14 protein-coding genes are annotated in these 19,264 nt (G+C 58.5%); 10 read left to right on the plus strand and 4 right to left on the minus strand.

The genetic code is table 11. From position 1 onward, the window contains the following. Positions 1–65 precede the first annotated feature (65 nt). The 9 genes from rpsO to ACYQ2I_RS08225 all read left to right on the plus strand — a co-directional run bounded on the left by rpsO (position 66) and on the right by ACYQ2I_RS08225 (position 12,662). Complete coding sequence (gene rpsO, locus ACYQ2I_RS08185) at positions 66–335, plus strand: 30S ribosomal protein S15 (protein ID WP_460166521.1); 270 nt, start codon at positions 66–68, stop codon at positions 333–335. Between the two features lie 178 nt (positions 336–513). Beyond that, positions 514–2,709, plus strand: coding sequence for a polyribonucleotide nucleotidyltransferase (pnp, locus tag ACYQ2I_RS08190; protein WP_460166522.1), 2,196 nt, complete (start codon positions 514–516; stop codon positions 2,707–2,709). Positions 2,710–2,982: 273 nt separating this feature from the next. Beyond that, on the plus strand, positions 2,983–3,738 hold the full coding sequence (locus ACYQ2I_RS08195) for a sensor histidine kinase (protein ID WP_460166523.1): 756 nt from the start codon (positions 2,983–2,985) through the stop codon (positions 3,736–3,738). Between the two features lie 39 nt (positions 3,739–3,777). Continuing rightward, complete coding sequence (locus tag ACYQ2I_RS08200) at positions 3,778–5,184, plus strand: sigma-54-dependent transcriptional regulator (RefSeq protein ID WP_460166524.1); 1,407 nt, start codon at positions 3,778–3,780, stop codon at positions 5,182–5,184. Positions 5,185–5,331: 147 nt separating this feature from the next. Next, positions 5,332–7,248 carry a DNA mismatch repair endonuclease MutL gene (gene mutL / locus ACYQ2I_RS08205; protein ID WP_460166525.1) on the plus strand — a complete coding sequence of 639 codons (1,917 nt, stop codon included), beginning with the start codon at positions 5,332–5,334 and terminating at the stop codon, positions 7,246–7,248. Between the two features lie 97 nt (positions 7,249–7,345). After that, on the plus strand, positions 7,346–7,951 hold the full coding sequence (gene hisH / locus ACYQ2I_RS08210) for an imidazole glycerol phosphate synthase subunit HisH (RefSeq protein WP_460166526.1): 606 nt from the start codon (positions 7,346–7,348) through the stop codon (positions 7,949–7,951). A 132-nt stretch (positions 7,952–8,083) separates the two neighbouring features. After that, entirely contained in the window at positions 8,084–8,797 is a 714-nt protein-coding gene (gene hisA / locus ACYQ2I_RS08215; RefSeq protein ID WP_460166527.1) for a 1-(5-phosphoribosyl)-5-[(5-phosphoribosylamino)methylideneamino]imidazole-4-carboxamide isomerase, read from the plus strand. 71 nt (positions 8,798–8,868) lie between these two features. Then, positions 8,869–10,968 carry an elongation factor G gene (locus ACYQ2I_RS08220; protein WP_460166528.1) on the plus strand — a complete coding sequence of 700 codons (2,100 nt, stop codon included), beginning with the start codon at positions 8,869–8,871 and terminating at the stop codon, positions 10,966–10,968. Between the two features lie 317 nt (positions 10,969–11,285). Next, positions 11,286–12,662: a porin gene (locus tag ACYQ2I_RS08225; protein ID WP_460166529.1), complete on the plus strand. Its 1,377-nt coding sequence runs from the start codon at positions 11,286–11,288 to the stop codon at positions 12,660–12,662. Positions 12,663–12,762: 100 nt separating this feature from the next. Here the strand turns inward: ACYQ2I_RS08225 and ACYQ2I_RS08230 are convergent, their stop codons facing one another. The 4 genes from ACYQ2I_RS08230 to ACYQ2I_RS08245 all read right to left on the minus strand — a co-directional run bounded on the left by ACYQ2I_RS08230 (position 12,763) and on the right by ACYQ2I_RS08245 (position 16,445). Next, positions 12,763–13,071 carry a putative quinol monooxygenase gene (locus ACYQ2I_RS08230; RefSeq protein ID WP_460166530.1) on the minus strand — a complete coding sequence of 103 codons (309 nt, stop codon included), beginning with the start codon at positions 13,069–13,071 and terminating at the stop codon, positions 12,763–12,765. Positions 13,072–13,140: 69 nt separating this feature from the next. After that, positions 13,141–14,280 (minus strand): enolase C-terminal domain-like protein, encoded by a 1,140-nt coding sequence (locus ACYQ2I_RS08235; RefSeq protein WP_460166531.1) that lies wholly within the window; start codon positions 14,278–14,280, stop codon positions 13,141–13,143. 11 nt (positions 14,281–14,291) lie between these two features. Then, a complete protein-coding gene (trpE, locus tag ACYQ2I_RS08240; RefSeq protein WP_460166532.1) occupies positions 14,292–15,839 on the minus strand; it encodes an anthranilate synthase component I in 1,548 nt (515 codons plus the stop codon). 159 nt (positions 15,840–15,998) lie between these two features. Further along, on the minus strand, positions 15,999–16,445 hold the full coding sequence (locus ACYQ2I_RS08245) for a hypothetical protein (protein ID WP_460166533.1): 447 nt from the start codon (positions 16,443–16,445) through the stop codon (positions 15,999–16,001). A 379-nt stretch (positions 16,446–16,824) separates the two neighbouring features. On the opposite strand from ACYQ2I_RS08245, the gene ACYQ2I_RS08250 reads away from it, so the two are divergent. Then, on the plus strand, positions 16,825–19,185 hold the full coding sequence (locus tag ACYQ2I_RS08250; protein WP_460166534.1) for a VIT domain-containing protein: 2,361 nt from the start codon (positions 16,825–16,827) through the stop codon (positions 19,183–19,185). Positions 19,186–19,264: the final 79 nt, after the last annotated feature.

Below are 19,264 nucleotides of genomic sequence, written 5' to 3' on the forward strand. Positions count from 1 at the left end.
GACCGAATGATCGCTGGGGAGCTTTTACGCGAACAACGGGGTAATTCAGGGACTTGCGGTAACAGATGACGATCACGAAAGAGCGCAAATCGGAGCTGATCAACGAGTTTCGTCGCAGCGAGAATGATACCGGCTCGGCCGAGGTTCAAATTGCGATTTTGACCGAGCGAATCAACTCGCTGACGGAGCATCTGCGTGTGCACCGCAAAGATTTTGCCGGCCGGCGCGGGATGTTGATGCTTGTCAACCAGCGTCGACGGTTGCTCGATTATCTGAAGCGAGAGGATCGGCAACGATATCTCGACGTGATCAAGCGTCTGGGGATCCGCAAGTAACAACGCGACGGCAGCAGCGTTTGGGCGTTTCCGGGGTGGGGTGTTTTCGCCCCTCGTGGAGCGTTGAGCGTTGCACGACAAGCAGCTGCGTTGTTCGCGGGAAAGCTTCTCGGGTGTCGGTCGTCGACAGCCTCGACTACGGTCGCCGGATCAGTGACGTAGTGAAGGTAGGACGATCTTGAAAGAACGCGTCGAGAAGCGGATTGGAGCGAGTACTCTCTGGATTGAAACAGGAGAACTTGGTAAGCAGGCGGCAGGTTGCTGTCTTGTAGGTTACGGTGACACCGTGGTGCTCTGTGCGGTCACCACGGGCAAGCCCAGGGAAGGGATCGATTTCTTTCCCCTGACGTGCGATTATCGGGAACGATTTGCGGCGGCCGGCAAGTTCCCGGGGGGATTTCTGAAACGCGAAGGTCGGCCGACGATGCGCGAGGTGCTGATCTCGCGGTTGATCGATCGGCCGATTCGTCCCAATTTTCCCGCGTGGTTTCGGGACGAGGTGCAGGTCCAGTGCTTGGCCATGGCTGCGGACCAGCAGAACGATCCCGACGTGTTGGCAATGATCGGCGCTTCGGCCGCCTTGACCGTGTCGAAGATTCCGTTTGAAGGCCCGATCGGCTCGCTGCGTTTGGGGCTGGTCGACGGTAAATTCGTGCCGTTCCCCACCCAAGACATGCTCGAAGAAAGCGAGCTCGACTTGGTTGTTTCGGGCAACCGGGACGGGGTAGCCATGATCGAGGGGTTCGGCAACGAGCTTCCTGAAGACGTCATGGCCGAGGCCATCGTCACGGCATCGGAGTACATTCAGCAGATTTGTGAGTTGCAAGAGGAACTTGCCGCTCGCATTCAGCCCGAAAAAATACCCGCTCCGGAACCGTCGCCGAATGAACTGTTCGAGCGATTGAAGACCGAGTACTACGAACGGTTCCGTGAAGCCAAGCAGACGGTAGGCAAGCTGGAACGAAAAGCGGCATGTGATGCCGTGTACGAAGAGGCGCTCGCCGCCGTGATTCCCGACCCGGATGCAGAAGATGCCGTTTCGGTCGCCGAATTCAACAAGGCGTGGCACGATCTCGAACAGCGGGTCGTCCGCGACATGATCCTCGATGGTAAACGGCCGGACGGTCGCGGTCCCAAGGACTTGCGCGACATCACGTGCAAGGTCGACGTGTTGCCGCGGGTGCACGGCTCCGCCTTGTTCCAGCGCGGTGAGACGCAAGCGATGATCACCGTCACGCTCGGTACCTCGCGAGATGAGCAACGGGTGGACGGGATCATCGAGGAATACAGCAAAAAGTTCATGTTGGACTACTACTTTCCGCCGTTTTCGGTGGGCGAGTGCCGGCCGATTCGCGGGCCGGGCCGACGTGAGATCGGTCACGGTGCCTTGGCGGAACGTAGCGTGCAGCCGGTTCTGCCGTCGCCTGACGAGTTCCCGTATACGATCCGGATCATTTCCGACATCTTGGAGTCGAACGGCTCCAGTTCGATGGCGACCGTCTGCGGTGCGACCTTGGGATTGATGGCCGCCGGCGTTCCCATCCGCAATCCGGTGGCGGGAATCTCGATCGGGTTGGTCAAGGAATCCGACGACAGGTGGATTTTGTTGACCGACATCATCGGAGAAGAAGATCACTTCGGCGACATGGATTTCAAGGTCGCCGGTACGCAAAACGGCATCACTGGAATCCAGTTGGACCTGAAGATCAATACGATCACCGAAGAGATGATCCGGGCGACGTTGACACAAGCTCGCGAAGCTCGGCTTGAAATCCTCCGGAAGATGTTGGCGGCGATTCCTTGTCCGCGAGACGACATTTCTCAATTCGCCCCGCGTTTGCTGCGTACGAAGATCGATCCGGAAAAGATCGGCGCGTTGATCGGGCCTGGAGGAAAGGTGATTCGCGCGATCCAGGAAGAGACCGGCGCCGTTATCGAAGTGGACGACGACGGGACGGTCACGATTGCCAGCCGCGACCTCACGGCGGCCCAGCAAGCGTTGCAGAAGGTCGAGGCTGTTACGGCTTCGGTCGAGATCGGTAAGATCTACGACGGAACGGTTACGAGCATCAAGGAATTCGGGGCCTTCGTCGAGATCCTTCCCGGCAAGGACGGCCTGTGTCACATCAGCGAACTGTCGGACGGCTATGTATCGAGCGTGACCGATATCTGCAAGGTCGGCGATCCGATGAAGGTGAAGGTGATCTCGATCGACGACAACGATCGGGTGAAATTGAGTCGCAAGAGTGCCTTGCAGGAGCTGGGCATCGAGGATCCGGCCGCCGGTGCCTCGCGGCCGCCGCAAGGACGAAGCGGTAACGGTCATTCGAGTCACGGTGGTGAACGGCGTCGCGGTGGTCGTCGGCGCAATTGAGCCCGACTGCTCGAGACGCCCCCTGCCGATGTGAAATAAGTCGAATAGCGGAGCTTGTGACGTGTTGTTGCGGGCTCCGTTTTCGCATTGTTAGGCGGTGTCGTCACGGAGAGGACGACGTCGCGAAGCCTTTTCCGGCGGACAAAAATTCAGGAAAATCAATCGAAGGCGGACGGTAGCGGTCACGGATACGGGGTCGGCCAAAGGAAGGCGCGCGTGCCATGCCGACGCAGAAAGGTGAGGCGTATGGGTCAGTTAGGGGAATCTGACAGGATGCCGCAAGGGCGCAGCGAACGGGATTATTACTACGACATCGCCCGGTTGGCGGGCGGTTTGGCGCATGAAATCAAAAATCCTCTTTCTACGATTCGCTTGAACCTGGAGTTGTTGGCGGAGGATTTCGCCGATCCTGAAACTCCAAGAGAAAGACGTGCCGCCCGCAAGATCGAGATCGTCTACAAGGAATGTGAACGCCTGCAAACCATCCTGGACGATTTCTTGAAGTTCACCCGTGCTCGGCAATTGAAACTCGTTCCCTGCCAATTGAACCGCGAGGTCCGGCAGTTGCTGGATTTCTATGCCCCCAAGGCGACGGAAGCCGGAATTGAAGTTATCGACTACCTTTCCAGCAGCCTGCCGACGGTAATGCTGGATCCCGAAGCGTTTCGTAGCGCGTTGTGGAACCTGATCATCAACGCCGAGCAGGCCATGCCTGAGGGCGGACAGATCGTGGTGCGCACCGCCCCCTGCCCCGACGGCGTGCGGCTCGATTTGATCGACACGGGCTGCGGCATGGATCCGCAAATCTTGCGGAACGCGTTCGATGCGTTCTACTCCACCAAGCGCAACGGTTCCGGCTTGGGGCTCGCCATTACCAAGCAGGTGATTGAGGCCCACGGTGGCCGAATCTACGTGCAGAGCGAGCGCGGGAAGGGAACGCAGTTTTCGATCGTGTTGCCGACGCCGCCGCGATTGCAAAATGAAGATCGGCCCGCCATTACGGCCGGGACGGATCGAACAACGACGTGACGTTGCCATCGATGATCGGAACGAAAGAGCCTGCCCACGATGTCGCCCAATAAAAAGCAAGCGGAACACGAAGGAAACGGCCGAGTCGCGAAAGTGCTGATCGTCGACAACGATGAATCGCACGCGTGGACGGTCGCCGACGCGCTGGAAAGCCAGGGGTTGGAATGCGCCGTTGCCGTCTCGGGCAACGAGGGAATCCGTAAGATCGACTCGGAGCCCTTCGACGTGATCGTGACCGACCTGGTGATGAGCGACGTCGACGGGCTGGGGATCTTAAGTCACGCTAAGAAGGAGCAGCCGCACGCCGAGGTGATCTTGATCACGGGGCACGGGTCGGTCAGTTCGGCCGTGACCGCGATTCAGGAAGGCGCCTTCAATTACCTCTTGAAGCCCCTGGACTTGAAGCAACTTCGCGCGGTCGTCAAAAAGGCCGCCGAAAGTGCGCAGCTTCGCCGCGACAACGCCGAGCTTCAGCGTCGCCTTGACGAACGCTTCGGCTTCCAGGGGGTGATCGGGGACAGTCCGCAAATGCGACAAGTGATCGAGAAGCTCAAACGGATTGCCCCGACCGACGCGAGCGTCTTGATTTTGGGAGAAACCGGTACCGGTAAAGAACTGGTCGCTCAGGCGATCCACCAGAATAGCCCGCGCAAGAACAAACCGTTCGTCGCATTGAACTGCGCGGCCTTGAGCGAAAACATTCTGGAAAGCGAACTGTTCGGGCACGTCAAAGGCGCGTTTACCGATGCATGCAGTGACCGAATGGGAAAATTCGAGTACGCCCACGGCGGAACCTTGTTTTTGGACGAAGTGGGTGACATGCCGATGGCGACCCAGATCAAGTTGTTGCGCGTGCTGGAAAACGGCGAAATTACGCGAGTAGGCTCAAACGACCCGATTCGCGTGAATGTGCGCGTGCTTTCGGCGACGAATGCCAATCTGGAAGAAGCTGTCGAAGAAGGGACGTTTCGCCGCGATTTGTATCACCGTCTCAAGGTGGTTACGATTCGCCTGCCCTCGTTGGCCGAGCGCGCCGAGGATATCCCCGTCTTGGTGGACCACTTCATCAAACAATTCTCCGAGAAACACGGAAAAGAAATTCGCGGGATATCTGCGGCTGCCCGGCGGCGTCTGCAAGGGTATCATTGGCCGGGAAATGTACGTCAGTTGCGCAATGTGATCGAAAGCATGGTCGTCGTCGACTACGACGGACTACTGGATGTCGATGACTTGCCCGACGAACTCAGCGACTCCGGAACGACCGCGTCGAGTTCCGGTGATGTGTCGTTGGCATCGTTGGTCGGAAAACCGTTGCGCGAAGTTGAGCGGCTTTTGATCGCCGAAACGCTGCGGGCGACCGGTGGAAACCGTGAAGAAGCCGCGAAAAAGCTGGGAATCGGGGAACGGACGCTCTACCGAAAGATCAAGGAATACCAGCTATCGTAGGGCGGCGCTGGAAACCTCGATTCGACGGGGAAATCTTCACGATGCGCGGCGGCGTGTACGCAAGGCGATGATCAAGACGGCGACGGCCTTTGCGATTCGGTACGGAAGCGGCGAGACACGACGGACATTTGGTAGACGGAGTTGAGTATGCCCAAGATTCGGCGCCTTTCACAGAGCCTGATCAACAAGATTGCCGCCGGCGAGGTTGTGGAACGCCCTGCCAGCGTGGTCAAGGAGTTGCTCGAGAACGCCCTGGACGCCGGATCGACGCGCATCGACATTTCCGTCGAAAAGGGCGGGACGCAACTCGTCCGCGTTGCCGACAACGGCTGCGGCATCTCGGCCGACGATTTGCCGTTGGCTGTCGCGAGTCACGCGACCAGCAAGCTCGACGATGTCGACGACCTTTTTCATGTAACGACGTTAGGCTTTCGCGGCGAAGCCTTGGCGTCGATATCCGAGGTCAGTCGCTTTCGCATCCGAAGCCGCATCGAAAACGCCGACTCGGGTTACGAGCTGACGGTTATTGGCGGTAGCGTGGGCGAGGTGGTTCCCTGCGGTTGTCCGAAAGGGACCGTAATCGAGGTTCGCGACCTGTTCTACAACACGCCCGTTCGACGAAAGTTTCTCCGCAGTGTGCAGACCGAACTGGGGCACATCACCGACATCGTCGCCCGCTTGGCACTGGGGCATCCGAACGTCCATGTTACGTTGGCTCATAATGACCGCGTGCTATTCAACTTGCCGCCGGTCGATTCGCCGCTCGAGCGGATCGGTGCCTTGTACGGGGAAGCCCTGGTGCGCAACCTCGTCGAGGTTGGCGGGACCGACGGCGATGTTCGCGTCTGGGGCTACGTAGGGTTGCCGCAGGAAAGCCGTTCGAATACGAAGATGCAGATCCTTTTGCTCAACGGTCGTCCCATCCGTGATCGTGCATTACAACATGCCCTTCAAGAAGCGTATCGCGGTTTGTTGCTGACCGGTCGATATCCCGTCGCTTTTCTGTGGTTGGAGATTCCTCCCGATGCGGTGGACGTCAACGTCCACCCGACGAAGGCGGAAGTCCGCTTCTTGGACGGCGGAAGACTATACGCTCAAGTCCTTTCCGCCCTCCGAACGCGGTTTCTGTCGACCGATTTGACCGCCCGCGTTGATGAATCGCCGGCCGACGAAGTGCCGCACGATCCGGAATCGGAACAACGCCATCGTCAAGCGGTGGTCGATTGGGCCAAAGGAAAGCTCGCAGAGCTGAAAGGCGACGAGTCGGGAAGTCTGTCGTCTGTGAGCATTACGCCCCCCGACGAACGCCGCCCGCTCACTTTGACGCGGCTGGGGCGTGCCTTCGCCGAAAAGACGGCGGCTGAAAAGCCGTTGCCTTCGGGTGTGCCGAATCGGCCGGAGACGCTACCCCGGACGGACGAAAAGCACGAGACGACGGGAACTTCGCCGACATACGACGGCGATGCCGCGGAGGAACGTGAATCGGTCGGACGTCGCCCTCAGGCGCTCCAAATTCACAATCGCTATCTGGTGACCGAGAACGAAGACGGTGTCGTCATCATCGATCAACATGCTTTGCATGAGCGTATTTTGTTCGAACAACTGAAAAGTCGCATTGACGCCGGACCGTTGGAGTCGCAAGGGCTGCTGGTTCCCGAGCCGGTCGATCTGGATCCGATCGAGGCGGCCGTCGCTCTCGAACATGGCGAGGTGTTCGAGTCGCTCGGGTTGAAGATCGAGCCGTTCGGTGGAAATACCGTGCTGATCGTTCGCTATCCGGCGTTATTGGCGGGGATGAGTCCGGCGGAAATCTTGCGGGCGGCGATTCAACCGTTGCTGAACGCCGGCAAGACGCCGGATCGTCGCGATTTGTTGGACGAAATCCTGCACATGATCGCGTGCAAAGCGGCGATCAAGGCCGGTGATCGGCTGACTCCCGAAGAAATCGATGCTCTGCTGGCCCAAAGCCACTTGGTCGACGACGCACACCATTGTCCGCACGGAAGGCCCACGGCAGTCGTCTTCACCCGCAAAGAATTGGATAAACATTTCAAGCGAATTTGACGTCGCGCGCGGGCATTGCAGCGTCTGCGAACTTTCGGGTAGCCTGGAATGTCTTGCCCCAATGACGGAAGCACCCGTTTTGCGAGAGTGAAGAATAATGATAGCAATAGTCGATTATGGCATGGGCAATCTGCGGAGCGTCCAAAAAGCCTTGGAGAAGCTGGGCTACGAGGCAATTGTGACCGACGATCCGCAGCGGGTCGGCGAGGCATCGAAGGTGATTTTGCCGGGCGTCGGTGCTTTCGAGGATGCGATGACGAATCTCCGCCGTCTTGGGATGGTGGAGCCGATCAAGGCACATATCGCAGCCGACCGCCCTTTCTTGGGGATTTGTTTGGGGCTCCAACTGCTTTTCGATCGCAGTTACGAGAACGGCAATCATCCCGGGTTGGGTGTGATTTCCGGGGAGGTCGTTCGATTCGACCTTCCGCGGGAATACTCCGTGCCGCACATGGGTTGGAACGAAGTGCATTACCGTGCGCCGAGCCCGATTTTCGAGGGAGTTCCCGACGGTACATTTTTCTATTTCGTGCATTCTTATTATGTGTCTCCGAGCGATTCCAATGTCGTCGCCGGTGTCACTGAATATGGGCACGAATTCTGCTCGATGATTCGCCGGGGTAATCTTTTTGCCACGCAATTTCACCCTGAGAAGAGCCAGCAGTTGGGCCTGGCTGTCCTGAAGCGTTTCGCGGAACTGTAAGAGGGGCCACACCGTTCTTGGGGACGCCACGGCGGGGTTCCGGACGGCTGCGGGTGCCTTGAACCGTGCGCGAAACTGTGTCATATTAACGGTTTCCGTGTGTTCGGATGTCTCCCCGGGGAGGGTGGATGCGTGCGGATTTGGCCGGCAATCGATCTGCGAGGCGGAAAATGCGTCCGCCTCGAACAGGGGGATTACGACCGCGAAACCGTCTTCGGCGAAGATCCGGCCGCAATGGCACGTCACTGGGTCGGTCAAGGGGCGCAGTGTTTCCATTTGGTCGACCTCGACGGTGCCAAGACGGGGCGCCCTGAGAATCTGGAGAGTATCCGAGCCATTTTGGAAGCCGTTGATGTCCCCTGCGAATTGGGGGGCGGCATTCGGACGGAAGACACCATTCGAGCGTTGCTCGAACTGGGCCTGTCGCGACTCGTGGTAGGCACCGCAGCCGTGAAAAATCCGGAGTGGTTCGCTCGGATGTGTCGGACTTATCCGGAGAAATTGGTGCTTGGAATCGACGCCCGGGACGGTTGGACGGCTACCGACGGTTGGCTCGAAACGAGTCGCAAGAAAGCGATCGATGTGGCCCGCGACTTCGCATCGCTGCCGATTGCCGCCATTATATATACCGACATTGCAACCGACGGGATGTTGACGGGACCGAATGTCGCCGCCATGAAGGCGATGAAAGAAGCCGTCGACGTGCCTGTGGTGGCGTCGGGTGGTGTGGCTTGCCTTGACGATATCGTGCGGCTGGCCGAAGCCGGGCTGGATGGCTGCATCGTCGGTCGCGCCCTGTACGAGGGGCGTATCGACCTCGCCCAGGCCATCGCAGCGGCCGGTTGAGGCCGGTTCGTCGGACGACATACCCATCATTATCTTGCAGGGACGAATCTTACCACCAAAAGGACAGTTCCATGGCCAAGTATCAACCGCAAGACATCCGCAATATCGCGCTATGCGGACACGGTTCCACGGGCAAAACGACGCTGATCGATAAGTTGTTGAACTTTACCGGCGCGGTCAATCGACAAGGCAGCGTCGATGATGGAACCAGTATCTGCGATTTCGACGAAGAGGAGAAATCGCACCGGTACACGATCGAGGCCAAGGTGGCCAACTGCGACTACAAGGGGATCCACTACAATTTCATCGACACGCCCGGCTATCGGGATTTCATCGGCCAAACGATTTGCGGTCTGCACGGCGCCGATGTTGCGGCGATCGTCATCAACGCTCAGGCCGGGATCGAGGTCAACACTCGACGCGTGTTCGCCGAAGCCGAAAAGCTCGGGCTTGGGCGGGTCATCATTATCAACAAGATGGACGCCGAAAACGTCGATTTCCCGGCCGTGCTCGACGCCCTGAAAGAGTCGTTCGGCGAAGCGTGCGTGCCGATGAATGTGCCGATTGGCCAAGGTGCCGACTTCAAGGGGGTCGTGAGCACGATCAAACCGCCGGAAGACGTTACCGGCGCGTTGGTCGATCCGAAATCGATCAGCGAGTCGTTCATCGAATCGGTGGTCGTCGCCGACGAGGCCGTTCTCGAGCGCTATTTCGAAGGCGAATTTCCCAGCGATGAGGACTTGAGCCGTTTGATCGCTCAGTCGGTACAGGGCGGCAGTCTGATTCCGATTCTCTGCTGTTCCGGCAAGACGGGCGTGGGGCTCGAGGAACTGTTGGACGCTTTGCGATTGTGCGTCCCATCGTCCGTCAGTGTAGTACGGACGGCCCAGGACGCCCAAGGCAACGGGGTCGAAATCAAGGCCGATCCGAATGGACCTCTTGCGGCGCAAGTGTTCAAGACCCGCGTCGACCCGTTCGTGGCGAAGGTGAGCTATATTCGCCTGTTCTCAGGAACAATCAAGACGGGCGACACTGTTCCAGTCCCCGGTGAACGGAAAGGCCTGAAAATCAACCAGCTCTTCCGACCGCAGGCGAACGAGAACGAACCGATCGACGAGGCCTGCGCCGGCGATATCGTTGCCGTTACAAAGGCCGAGGAGCTGGAAACCGCCGGTTCGATCGGAGAATTCGTTTTCCCGAAGTTCGAATTCCCGACCCCGATGACCGGCTTGGCCGTGGCGCCCAAGAGTCGCGGCGACGAGCAAAAGCTTTCGGGCGCGTTGGCCAAGATTTGCCAGGAGGATCCGACCGTCACGCTCGCCCGGGATCCCCAAACCAAAGAGTTGGTGATCACCGGTATGAGCGAATTGCACCTTCAAGTGCTGCAAGAGCGTCTCAAGCGACGTGACAAGGTCGAAGTCGAAACCAAAGAACCGAAGATTCCTTACTGCGAAACGATCCAAGCACCCGCCGAAGGAATGTACCGCCACAAGAAGCAGACGGGTGGTCGAGGACAATTTGGGGAGGTCCATATCCGCATGTTCCCTTTCCCCGGCGGGACGAAGGTCGAAGAGTTTGCCACCAAGGAACGTTTCCCGCAGATGAAAGAATGGCATTACCACGAGGAAAGCAATTTCCTGTGGATCGATTCGATCGTCGGAGGGACGATTCCTGGGAATTTCATGCCCGCGGTGGAAAAAGGCTTCTTGGACCGAATCGCACGCGGCGTGATTGCCGGCTACCCGGTCAAGAACGTGTGCGTCGAGGTCCACTTTGGAAAGCACCACCCGGTGGACAGCTCGGAGCAGGCGTTCAAGACGGCGACCTCGTTTGCCTTTCGCGAAGTGTTTCAAAAGGCGAAGCCGGCGTTGCTGGAACCGATCGTTCGTATGGAAGTGACCGTGCCGGACGAGAATGTGGGTGATATCAGCAGCGACATTTCCGGCCGTCGAGGGCGCATGTTGGGCATGGAATCGCTCGGTGGCGGCTACCAGTTGATCGCGGCCGAAGTTCCGTTGGCCGAGGTGATGACATACGGGCGAGCTTTGAGCAGCATCACCGGCGGTCAGGGAAGTTACACGATCGAATTCAGCCACTACGACGTAGTGCCCGGCAATATCCAGAAGGAAATCGTCGAAAAAGCCCAACTCAAGGAAGAAGAGGAAGACTAAGCGGCGACTCCTGTTTGCGAACAGGGGATATAGGCGGTTTGCGCAGAAAACGGCAGCCGAGCTTGAGGCTCGGGCTGCCGTTTTTTTGTTGTTTTGATTCTGCTGTTTGTGTATTCGCCCCGGCTTTCCCATTTTTCGCCATCTGAATCCTTTTCCTTCCAAAGCAGAGGGGGCCGGAAGATCAAAGGTCTTCATTATGTTGTGCCGATGAAAACGAAAGATTTCCGCTCTCGTTATGCGGGGAGCAAGTGGGAGCCGGTTCGAAGCTCGGTACTTGATATCTGAAGGTCCTTGACGCGGAGTTGGAGAAACCTGGAATGAAAGTGACACACAAATGGGTAGGTCTCGGCCTAGGCATTGCCTTGGCTGTAGGGCTCGGATGGGCCGCGACGGCGCAGGCCCAGATGTCCGGCCCGATGTATCGAACGGCGGCGGCCGGAATGTATTTCGAGGAGCCGTCGAGTGCTTCTCCCAGCGATGTTGCCGTGGATGCGTACGGCTGCGATAGCTGCGGAACGCCGAGTTGCACGTCGTGCGGTTCCTGCGGCGGATTGTTCTCCGACTGGCTGCCGTGTAATCCTTGTCGGCCCAGCGATCCGTGGAAACTGCGGACCCCCGGTTTCCTGGCCTGCCGCGGCTGGGAAATCGGCGGCTGGATCGATGCCGGGATCTCGGCGGTCGCCAACAATCCCGCCGATCGGTACAACGGCGTCGTCACCTTCAACGATCGTGACGGCGAAGGACAACTCAACCAGCTGTGGTTCTACCTGAACAAAGACGTCGATACCGACGCCTGCGGGTTCAGCTACGGCGGTCGCTTGGACTTCGTCTACGGAACCGACGCCCGCTTCACACAGGCGGTCGACGGCCTGGAAGCCGATTGGGACCAGACGGAACCCTTCTATCAAGCCGCCTTGCCGCAGTTCTACCTGGACGTGGCCTACAACGGTTGGGTCGTTCGGATGGGACATTTTTACACCACGATCGGGTACGAAGTGGTGGCCGCTCCCGACAACTTCTTCTACTCGCACGCCTACACGATGCAATACGGCGAGCCGTTCACGCACACCGGCTTGTTGCTGATGCGTGAGCTGGGCGGCGGCTTCGCTTTCTCCGCCGGGTTGCAACGGGGTAACGACCAGTTCGACGATACCGACGGCCTGGATGCCCTGGGCTTTTTGGGCGGTGTGAGCTGGACCAGTTGCGACGAGCGTTTGTCGGTGGCGTTCAACATCAGCGCCGACGAAGCCGGTCCGGATCAACCGGTCACGATCTACAGCCTCGTGGGTAATTGGCAGGTGACCGACAATTTGGAATACGTGATTCAGCACGACTGGGGGAACCAGGAGTGGGCCAACGGCGGCTCGTCGCAGTGGTACGGGCTGAACCAGTACTTCCTGTACACGATCAACGATTGCTGGAAGGCCGGGATGCGTGTGGAATGGTTCCACGACGGCGACGGCGCTCGGGTGAGCGGCCTGGGCGTCGGCAATCAGACGGCGGGCAGCTTCCCGGGCGATTTCTACGAAATCACCGCGGGCTTGAACTGGACGCCGCATCCGAACCTGATCGTTCGTCCCGAGCTGCGTTGGGACTGGTACGAGGCGGACGGTGCCGTGGCTTCGTATCCATACGACGCCGGCGACCTCGACCACCAGTTCATCTTCGGTTGCGACATGATCGTGACCTTCTGAGAAAGCAAGCGACGATACGTATCGCGTGAACTTATGGAAAAGGGCCGGGATTTCTCCCGGCCCTTTCGCTATTTCTTGCTTCGGCGGTATCGCAAGAGAACTACGCAGGTTGCAGGATTTGAAGCTGCATGCCGACGACGATGTCCTTCACTTCTTTACGGTACTCCAGCATATGGGGAGCCATCAAGTGCTTTTCCAACGCTTCCACCGATTCCCATTTTTCGACCACGACGACAACATTGTCCCGCGGGGAACCTTGTGCGGAGATGTTGGTCGGCAGATCGATCATCGGTCCGTATTCCAGGCAGCCTTCTTCGGCATGTACCTTCGGAACGAGGGCTTTGAATTTTTCGAGGAATGTGTCCCGCAGGCCCTCTTTCACTTCGATCGTAGCAAGGACGCAAATCATGGGAAATCTCCGTCAGAATAGGGGATAGAGTAAGCAGACACGATATTCGGGCGGGTGGGTGACACCCGATCAACCTCCGACCGTGATCGATTGGACCGCGTACTTTTCGATCGCTGCGAGGTCCGGTTCGATGCCGATGCCGGGAGCTTGATCGAGGACGACCTCCAAACGCCCGTCGCTGTTCTTTTCGACGGTCAACGGCGGTAGGAGATCGTCCGGCAGGAGTTCGTCCAGAGGGTAGAAATCGGCCGGATAGCAGAAATTCTCTTTGCCGGCCAGGGCGTAGACGATCCGCAGGCCCAGGGATGTTTGGAGGTTCGTGCCCCCGTAGCAAGGTGTGCACGCTTCGTGCGCCGCATCGTGGACGGCCATCGAGGGAGTCAAGCCTCCCAAACGGGCCGGATTTACGTTGAGGAAACGAGCACTGTGAAGTTCCAGTGCCATGTCGGCCGACTCAGGAGTCGTGATCGACTCATCGAGACAAATGGGCGTAGCGATCGTTTCTTGGACCATGGCATGGCCGACGAGATCTTCCGGCGGCAGCGGTTGCTCGAGGAAGCGGAGCTGGAAATCGTCCATGCGGCACAGAATTTCCATGTGATCCAAGCGCAAGGCACCTTCGACATCACCGTGCAGGTCGACGCCGGGAAACTCGCTCCGCACGACGTTGAGCATCGAGGTATCCCATCCGGGGCGAATTTTCAGGCCCAAGCGACCGGCGCCCCGTTCGATTGCGTTCCGCAAGGCAGCCAAGAAATCGTCGACCGGCTCGAAACGATCGAACGTCTCGCCGACCGGAATGCGCGTATGTTTTGCCTTCAACAACTCGAATAGCGGTTTTTCCTGTTTGCGTGCCCGGAGATCCCACCAGGCGAAATCCAACACGGCCTTGGCATATCGGTGTCCCTTGATGAATTCGAAACGTTTGTGCAAATCGTCTGCCGATTCGAGTTCGACGCCGAGTGCGCGCGGAGCGAGGTGGTCTCGGAGGACGGCGAAGACGCCCGCTGCCCATTCGTGGGAGAGCATCGGCAGGTCGCCGGGAGAAGTTTCTCCCCATCCGATCACGTCACCGGAATGGGCGGCTACGATGACCGTTTCCAGTTGCTCCAGCGGGGGAAAGTTTTCAACGAACGGGACCGGCTCGCGCGGAATCGGCTTTTTGAGCGGTATGGCGAGATGGTAGACGTCGATCCGATCGATCCTCATGGGGTATTCCTTCAGGTGGTACGGGCGAGATCGTGCGTTTTCTGCCCGGCAATTTCAAGGGCCTTCAGTAAGCCGCGAGCTTTGTTGAGTGTTTCGTTCCATTCATTGGTCGGCTGACTATCGGCAACGATGCCGGCGCCGGCCTGGACGTATGCCGTATCGCCCTGAATGACGATGGTGCGCAAGGCGATACACGTGTCCATGTTGCCGTTGAAATCGAAGTAGCCGACGGCGCCCGCATAGGGACCGCGCCGATGCGGCTCGAGTTCGTCGATGATTTCCATGGCACGCACCTTGGGGGCGCCCGAGACGGTTCCCGCGGGCAGGCACGCTTGCAACGCGTCGAATGCCGTCTTGCCGGGGGCGAGAACACCATTGACGTTCGACGTAATGTGCATCACGTGGCTGTAGCGTTCGATCGTCATGACGTCGGTCAACTCGACCGAGCGAAAACGGGAGACACGCCCGATGTCGTTGCGGCCCAAGTCGACCAGCATGACATGTTCGGCACGCTCCTTCGGGTCGGCCAAGAGTTCCTCGGCCAAACGTTGGTCCTCTTCTTCGCTGGCGCCGCGGCGACGTGTTCCCGCCAAGGGACGCGTCGTGACGTGCCCGTCGACCACCCGGACCATGATCTCAGGCGAACTACCCACCAGCGTCACACTAGGCGATCGCTGGTAAAACATGAAGGGGCTCGGATTCACGACGCGCAGTACGCGGTAGATGTCGAAGGGGTGCGACCGCAACGGCACCGCCAAACGTTGGCTGATGACGACTTGGAAGATGTCTCCGGCCCGAATGTATTCGACGCACTTGCGAACGGCCTCTTCGAATCGCTCTTGTGTGAAATTCGATGTGTACTCGATTTGCGGATCGCCTTCCGTGTCGATGTCGAGCGGTTTTAGTGAGCAGGGTGTTTCGGACAACAGATCCACGATCTCATCGATACGACGGCATGCTCGATCATAGGACTGTTTGACCGAAATACCGGGCCGGCTCGTGTCGGCCAGTACGATCACGTCGATCGTTTTGTTGATGTGGTCGAAGACGACCATCTGGTCGTAGAAGGCGAACGATAGGTCGGGAACATTCCGGTCGTCGGCAGGCGGATTCGGTAAGTGCTCGCAGTAGCGGACGACATCGTAGCCGGCGTATCCCACGGCACCGCCGCAGAACGGGGGAAATCCCGGTACGGACGCGACCTTGCGCGATTCGATTTGCTTGCGCAGCTCGTCGAGCGGATTGTCGGATTCGAACTGCCGGCTTTCCAACAAAGGCTGCCCCGACGCGGAGATTCCCGTATACGCGCTGACGGTTACACGATTCTCGTACGCTTCGATCTCCATGAAAGGGTGCGTGGCGAGGAAGCTGTAACGCCCCACCTTTTCGCCGCCGACGACGCTTTCGGCCAAGAACGCGCAACGACCGGCATCCAGCTTGTGAAATGCCGTTACGGGGGTCAGCGAGTCGCTCAGCAGCCGGCGGCGGACGGGAACCAGATCGGCGCCCTGCGATAGCCGACAGAACTCGTCGAACGCGGGATAATATCGCGTGCCCATGAATGCCTCGACCTGGGAAACGGATGGGAGTCACTCGATCGGCGGTTGCGATTCGAGACGCACGCACATCGACCGCAACCGCCGAAAACCTGAGCTTACCACCCATTCCGGGGTCAGGCAACCGGAAGGCTGAACGGACCGATCGGTCCTCGATTGGGACTACCGCGCGTACATCGGTCGGCGCACCGAGCCTCGCATTTTCCCGGCGGCCGCCTTGTCGCCCAGAACTTTTTGCGCTTTGGCGATGTTGTTCACCTTGATTACGGCAACTCCGTTCTTGGCACTGCCGCCGAAAGCACAATACGCATAGTCGATGTTCAGATGCTCTTCAGCCAGCCGTTCGCAGATGTTGCGGAAACCACCCCCCTGCTTGGGAAGGTCGACCATCAGCACGTCGGTGACGTCATAGCGTACGTTCAGCTGGTCGAGCACCTCGCAGGCCTTGTCCAGATCTTCAGGGACAAAACGGACCGTGCCGCGATCGTCGGAATCCATGACGACCAAGGCGCGAAAGCTCACTTTTTCCTTGTGAAGGGCATTGAGCATCGACGCCAGCCGACCAGGTTTGTTCACCAGACGCACCGAAATCTGCTTGGTCGTTTCCATCGGGGTCCCCTTTCCTGATCGAGAAACGCATTGAAATGCCGTAACCCTGGCTCAATTGAGGGGATACGGCGACAACCCCTGCGCCCGCCTTAAGCATAACAACGCACGACGGCGGGTCAACGAAATTGCCGAATTTCGGCGGTCAAAAGATACGTTTCCGATCGTGTAGACCCTCTTGCAGATTGATGCGTAAGTTGCCCAAGTTGTCGGGCATTTTGCGGAAGTCGCGCAATTTTTCTGAATCCCCAAGAAATATACACGGATGGGGGATAATCCGGGGCACATTGAGGAACTTGCGCCGGTTTCCCGTCGTCGAACCGTCAGAATGGGGTTTTCGCGGAACCGATCGAAGGTACTTCCGGACACGGAGGAAATCGCCATGCGTCGAGTCGTTGCGTCCATCGCGGCCGCCATGCTGACCTTGTTGCTGGGCGGATCGCTGTTTGCCCAAGGGTTCCTGCTGATCAACGACGGGGATCGGATCGCTCCCCTACCCCGCCCGATCATCATTTGGCCGCCGCATCCCCCGCATCCGCCGGTGCCGCCTCGGCCACCGCAGCCGGCAGCCGTGTACGCCGTGGAGTCGTTGGAAGTGCAGGCTCGTATCGACGACCAAATCGCGCAGGTCGAGACGACGCAAACATTCGTCAACCATGGAAGCCGCCCGGTCGAGGCCCGCTTTGTCTTTCCTTTGCCGTATGAGAGCGCGATCGATCAGATGACGTTCATGGTGGACGGGAAGGAAATCCCCGGCAAGATTTTGCCCGCCGAGGAGGCACGCCGCCGATACGAAGAGATCGTACGGCGCAATCGTGATCCTGCCCTTTTGGAATGGGTGGGCTACGGAATGTTTCAGACGAATGTCTTTCCCATCCCGCCCGGCGGCAAGCGAACGGTTTCGTTGCATTATTCGTATCTGTGCCGGTCGTTCGAGGGGATGAACGATTTTCTCTTTCCGCTGAGTACCGCGAAGTACTCGGCCAAACCGTTGAAGAATCTAAGCATTCGAGTGTCGATTCGGGCAAGCGACGCGGTAAAAAACGTTTACTCCCCGACGCACGATGTCGATGTGGAGCGCCACGGTGAGAATCGCGTGACCGTCGAGTGGCAAGAGGAGCAAATCCTTCCGCATCAGGATTTTCGCTTGTTGTTCAACATTTCCCACGATCCTCTCGCGGCACGCATCATCAGTTATCGTCCCGATCGCGACGAGGAGGGGTATTTCCTTCTGTTGGCCTCGCCTCCGGTCAAGCCGGGGGGTAAACCGCTCAAGAAGACGGTCGTGTTCGTAGTGGACAAATCGGGCAGCATGAGCGGCAAGAAAATCGAACAAGTGAAAGAAGCGTTACGCTTCGTGCTCGATAATTTGGAAGAAGGCGATTTGTTCAACATCATCGCCTACGACAGCAATGTCGAAGCGTTCGAACCCGAACTCCAGGCATTTAGTCCGAAAACGCGTCGTAAGGCGTCGGCGTTTATCGACGGACTGTACGCAGGCGGATCGACGAACATCGACGCGGCGCTACGAACGGCATTGAGTCAACTGCATGATCCTGAGCGAGCAAATTACGTGGTCTTTTTGACCGACGGATTGCCGACGACGGGCGAGCGAAACGAGGCCGCTATCGTAAGGCGGGCGATCGAAGCGAATGAAGTCGATGCAAGATTGTTCTGCTTCGGCGTGGGTTACGACGTCAATGCCCGGTTGCTCGATCGCCTGGCACGCGCGTCACACGGACAAAGTGAATACGTTTTGCCGAATGAGGACCTCGAAGAACGTGTCGCCCGCTTCTACCGCCGGATTCAAGCGCCAGTGATGATCGAGTGCGAACTCGATGTCGTAGTCGACGATCGCGAAACCGCTTCGTCGCCGGTAAGCCGATTGTATCCGAAGCCGCCGTTCGACCTGTTTGCCGGAGAACAATTGGCTCTGGTCGGCCGATACAAGCGCGGCGGCGACGTCGTATTCCGGTTGTCTGGGAAGGTCAACGGCAAGAGCCAAGCGTTTACCTTCGAAGGCCGATTCAAGGACTACGATCACAATGAGCAGACGGCTTTCGTGGAGAAGCTGTGGGCGATCCGTCGTGTCGGCGAGATCCTGGATCAGATCGACCTGGAAGGCAAGAACGAGGAACTGATCGAGGAATTGGTTGCTTTGGCGACGAAGCACGGGATCCTCACGCCGTACACCTCTTTCTTGGCGGATGAAAACGTGCCGATTACCGACTTGACCGGAAACGCTCGCCTTGCCGAGCGACAACTCGAGTCGCTGGCGCAAGCGGAAGGATACGGCGGCGTCATGCAACGTTACGGTAAGGCAAATTTGCAGAGGGCGCAGTCGGCCGATGCTTCGGGGAGTATCCGCGGATTCGGAGGGTACGCCGCTCGGAGTAGCCCTGCGGCGCCGAACGCACCGGCTGTAGCCGGGGGACGAGCCGGAAACCTTCCGGCCGCTATCGGTCAAGCAGCCCCACTCACCGCCGAGGATGCGCCCGCGGAAGCCGCTGTTCCGGCAACCGTTCGCCACGTCGGTAATCGCGTGTTCTACTACCGCGACCATCGGTGGGTCGACGGATCGTTGTCCGAGTCGCAACAAGAAAAGCCGATTCGTGTCAAGCAGTTTAGTGACGAGTATTTCGAGCTGATCCACAAGAACGGCCGTTCGATTGCGCAGTACCTCATATTCGACGAGCCCACCTTGCTCGACATCGACGGGCAAGCCTATCTGATTGAGCCGTAATTGCTTCGGCTTGCTGCAATAGAAAAACGCCGCAGGTTCGCGGGCGACCTGCGGCGTTTGTGTCTCCTGTTGGACGATT

Source organism: Thermostilla marina, from assembly GCF_054657455.1.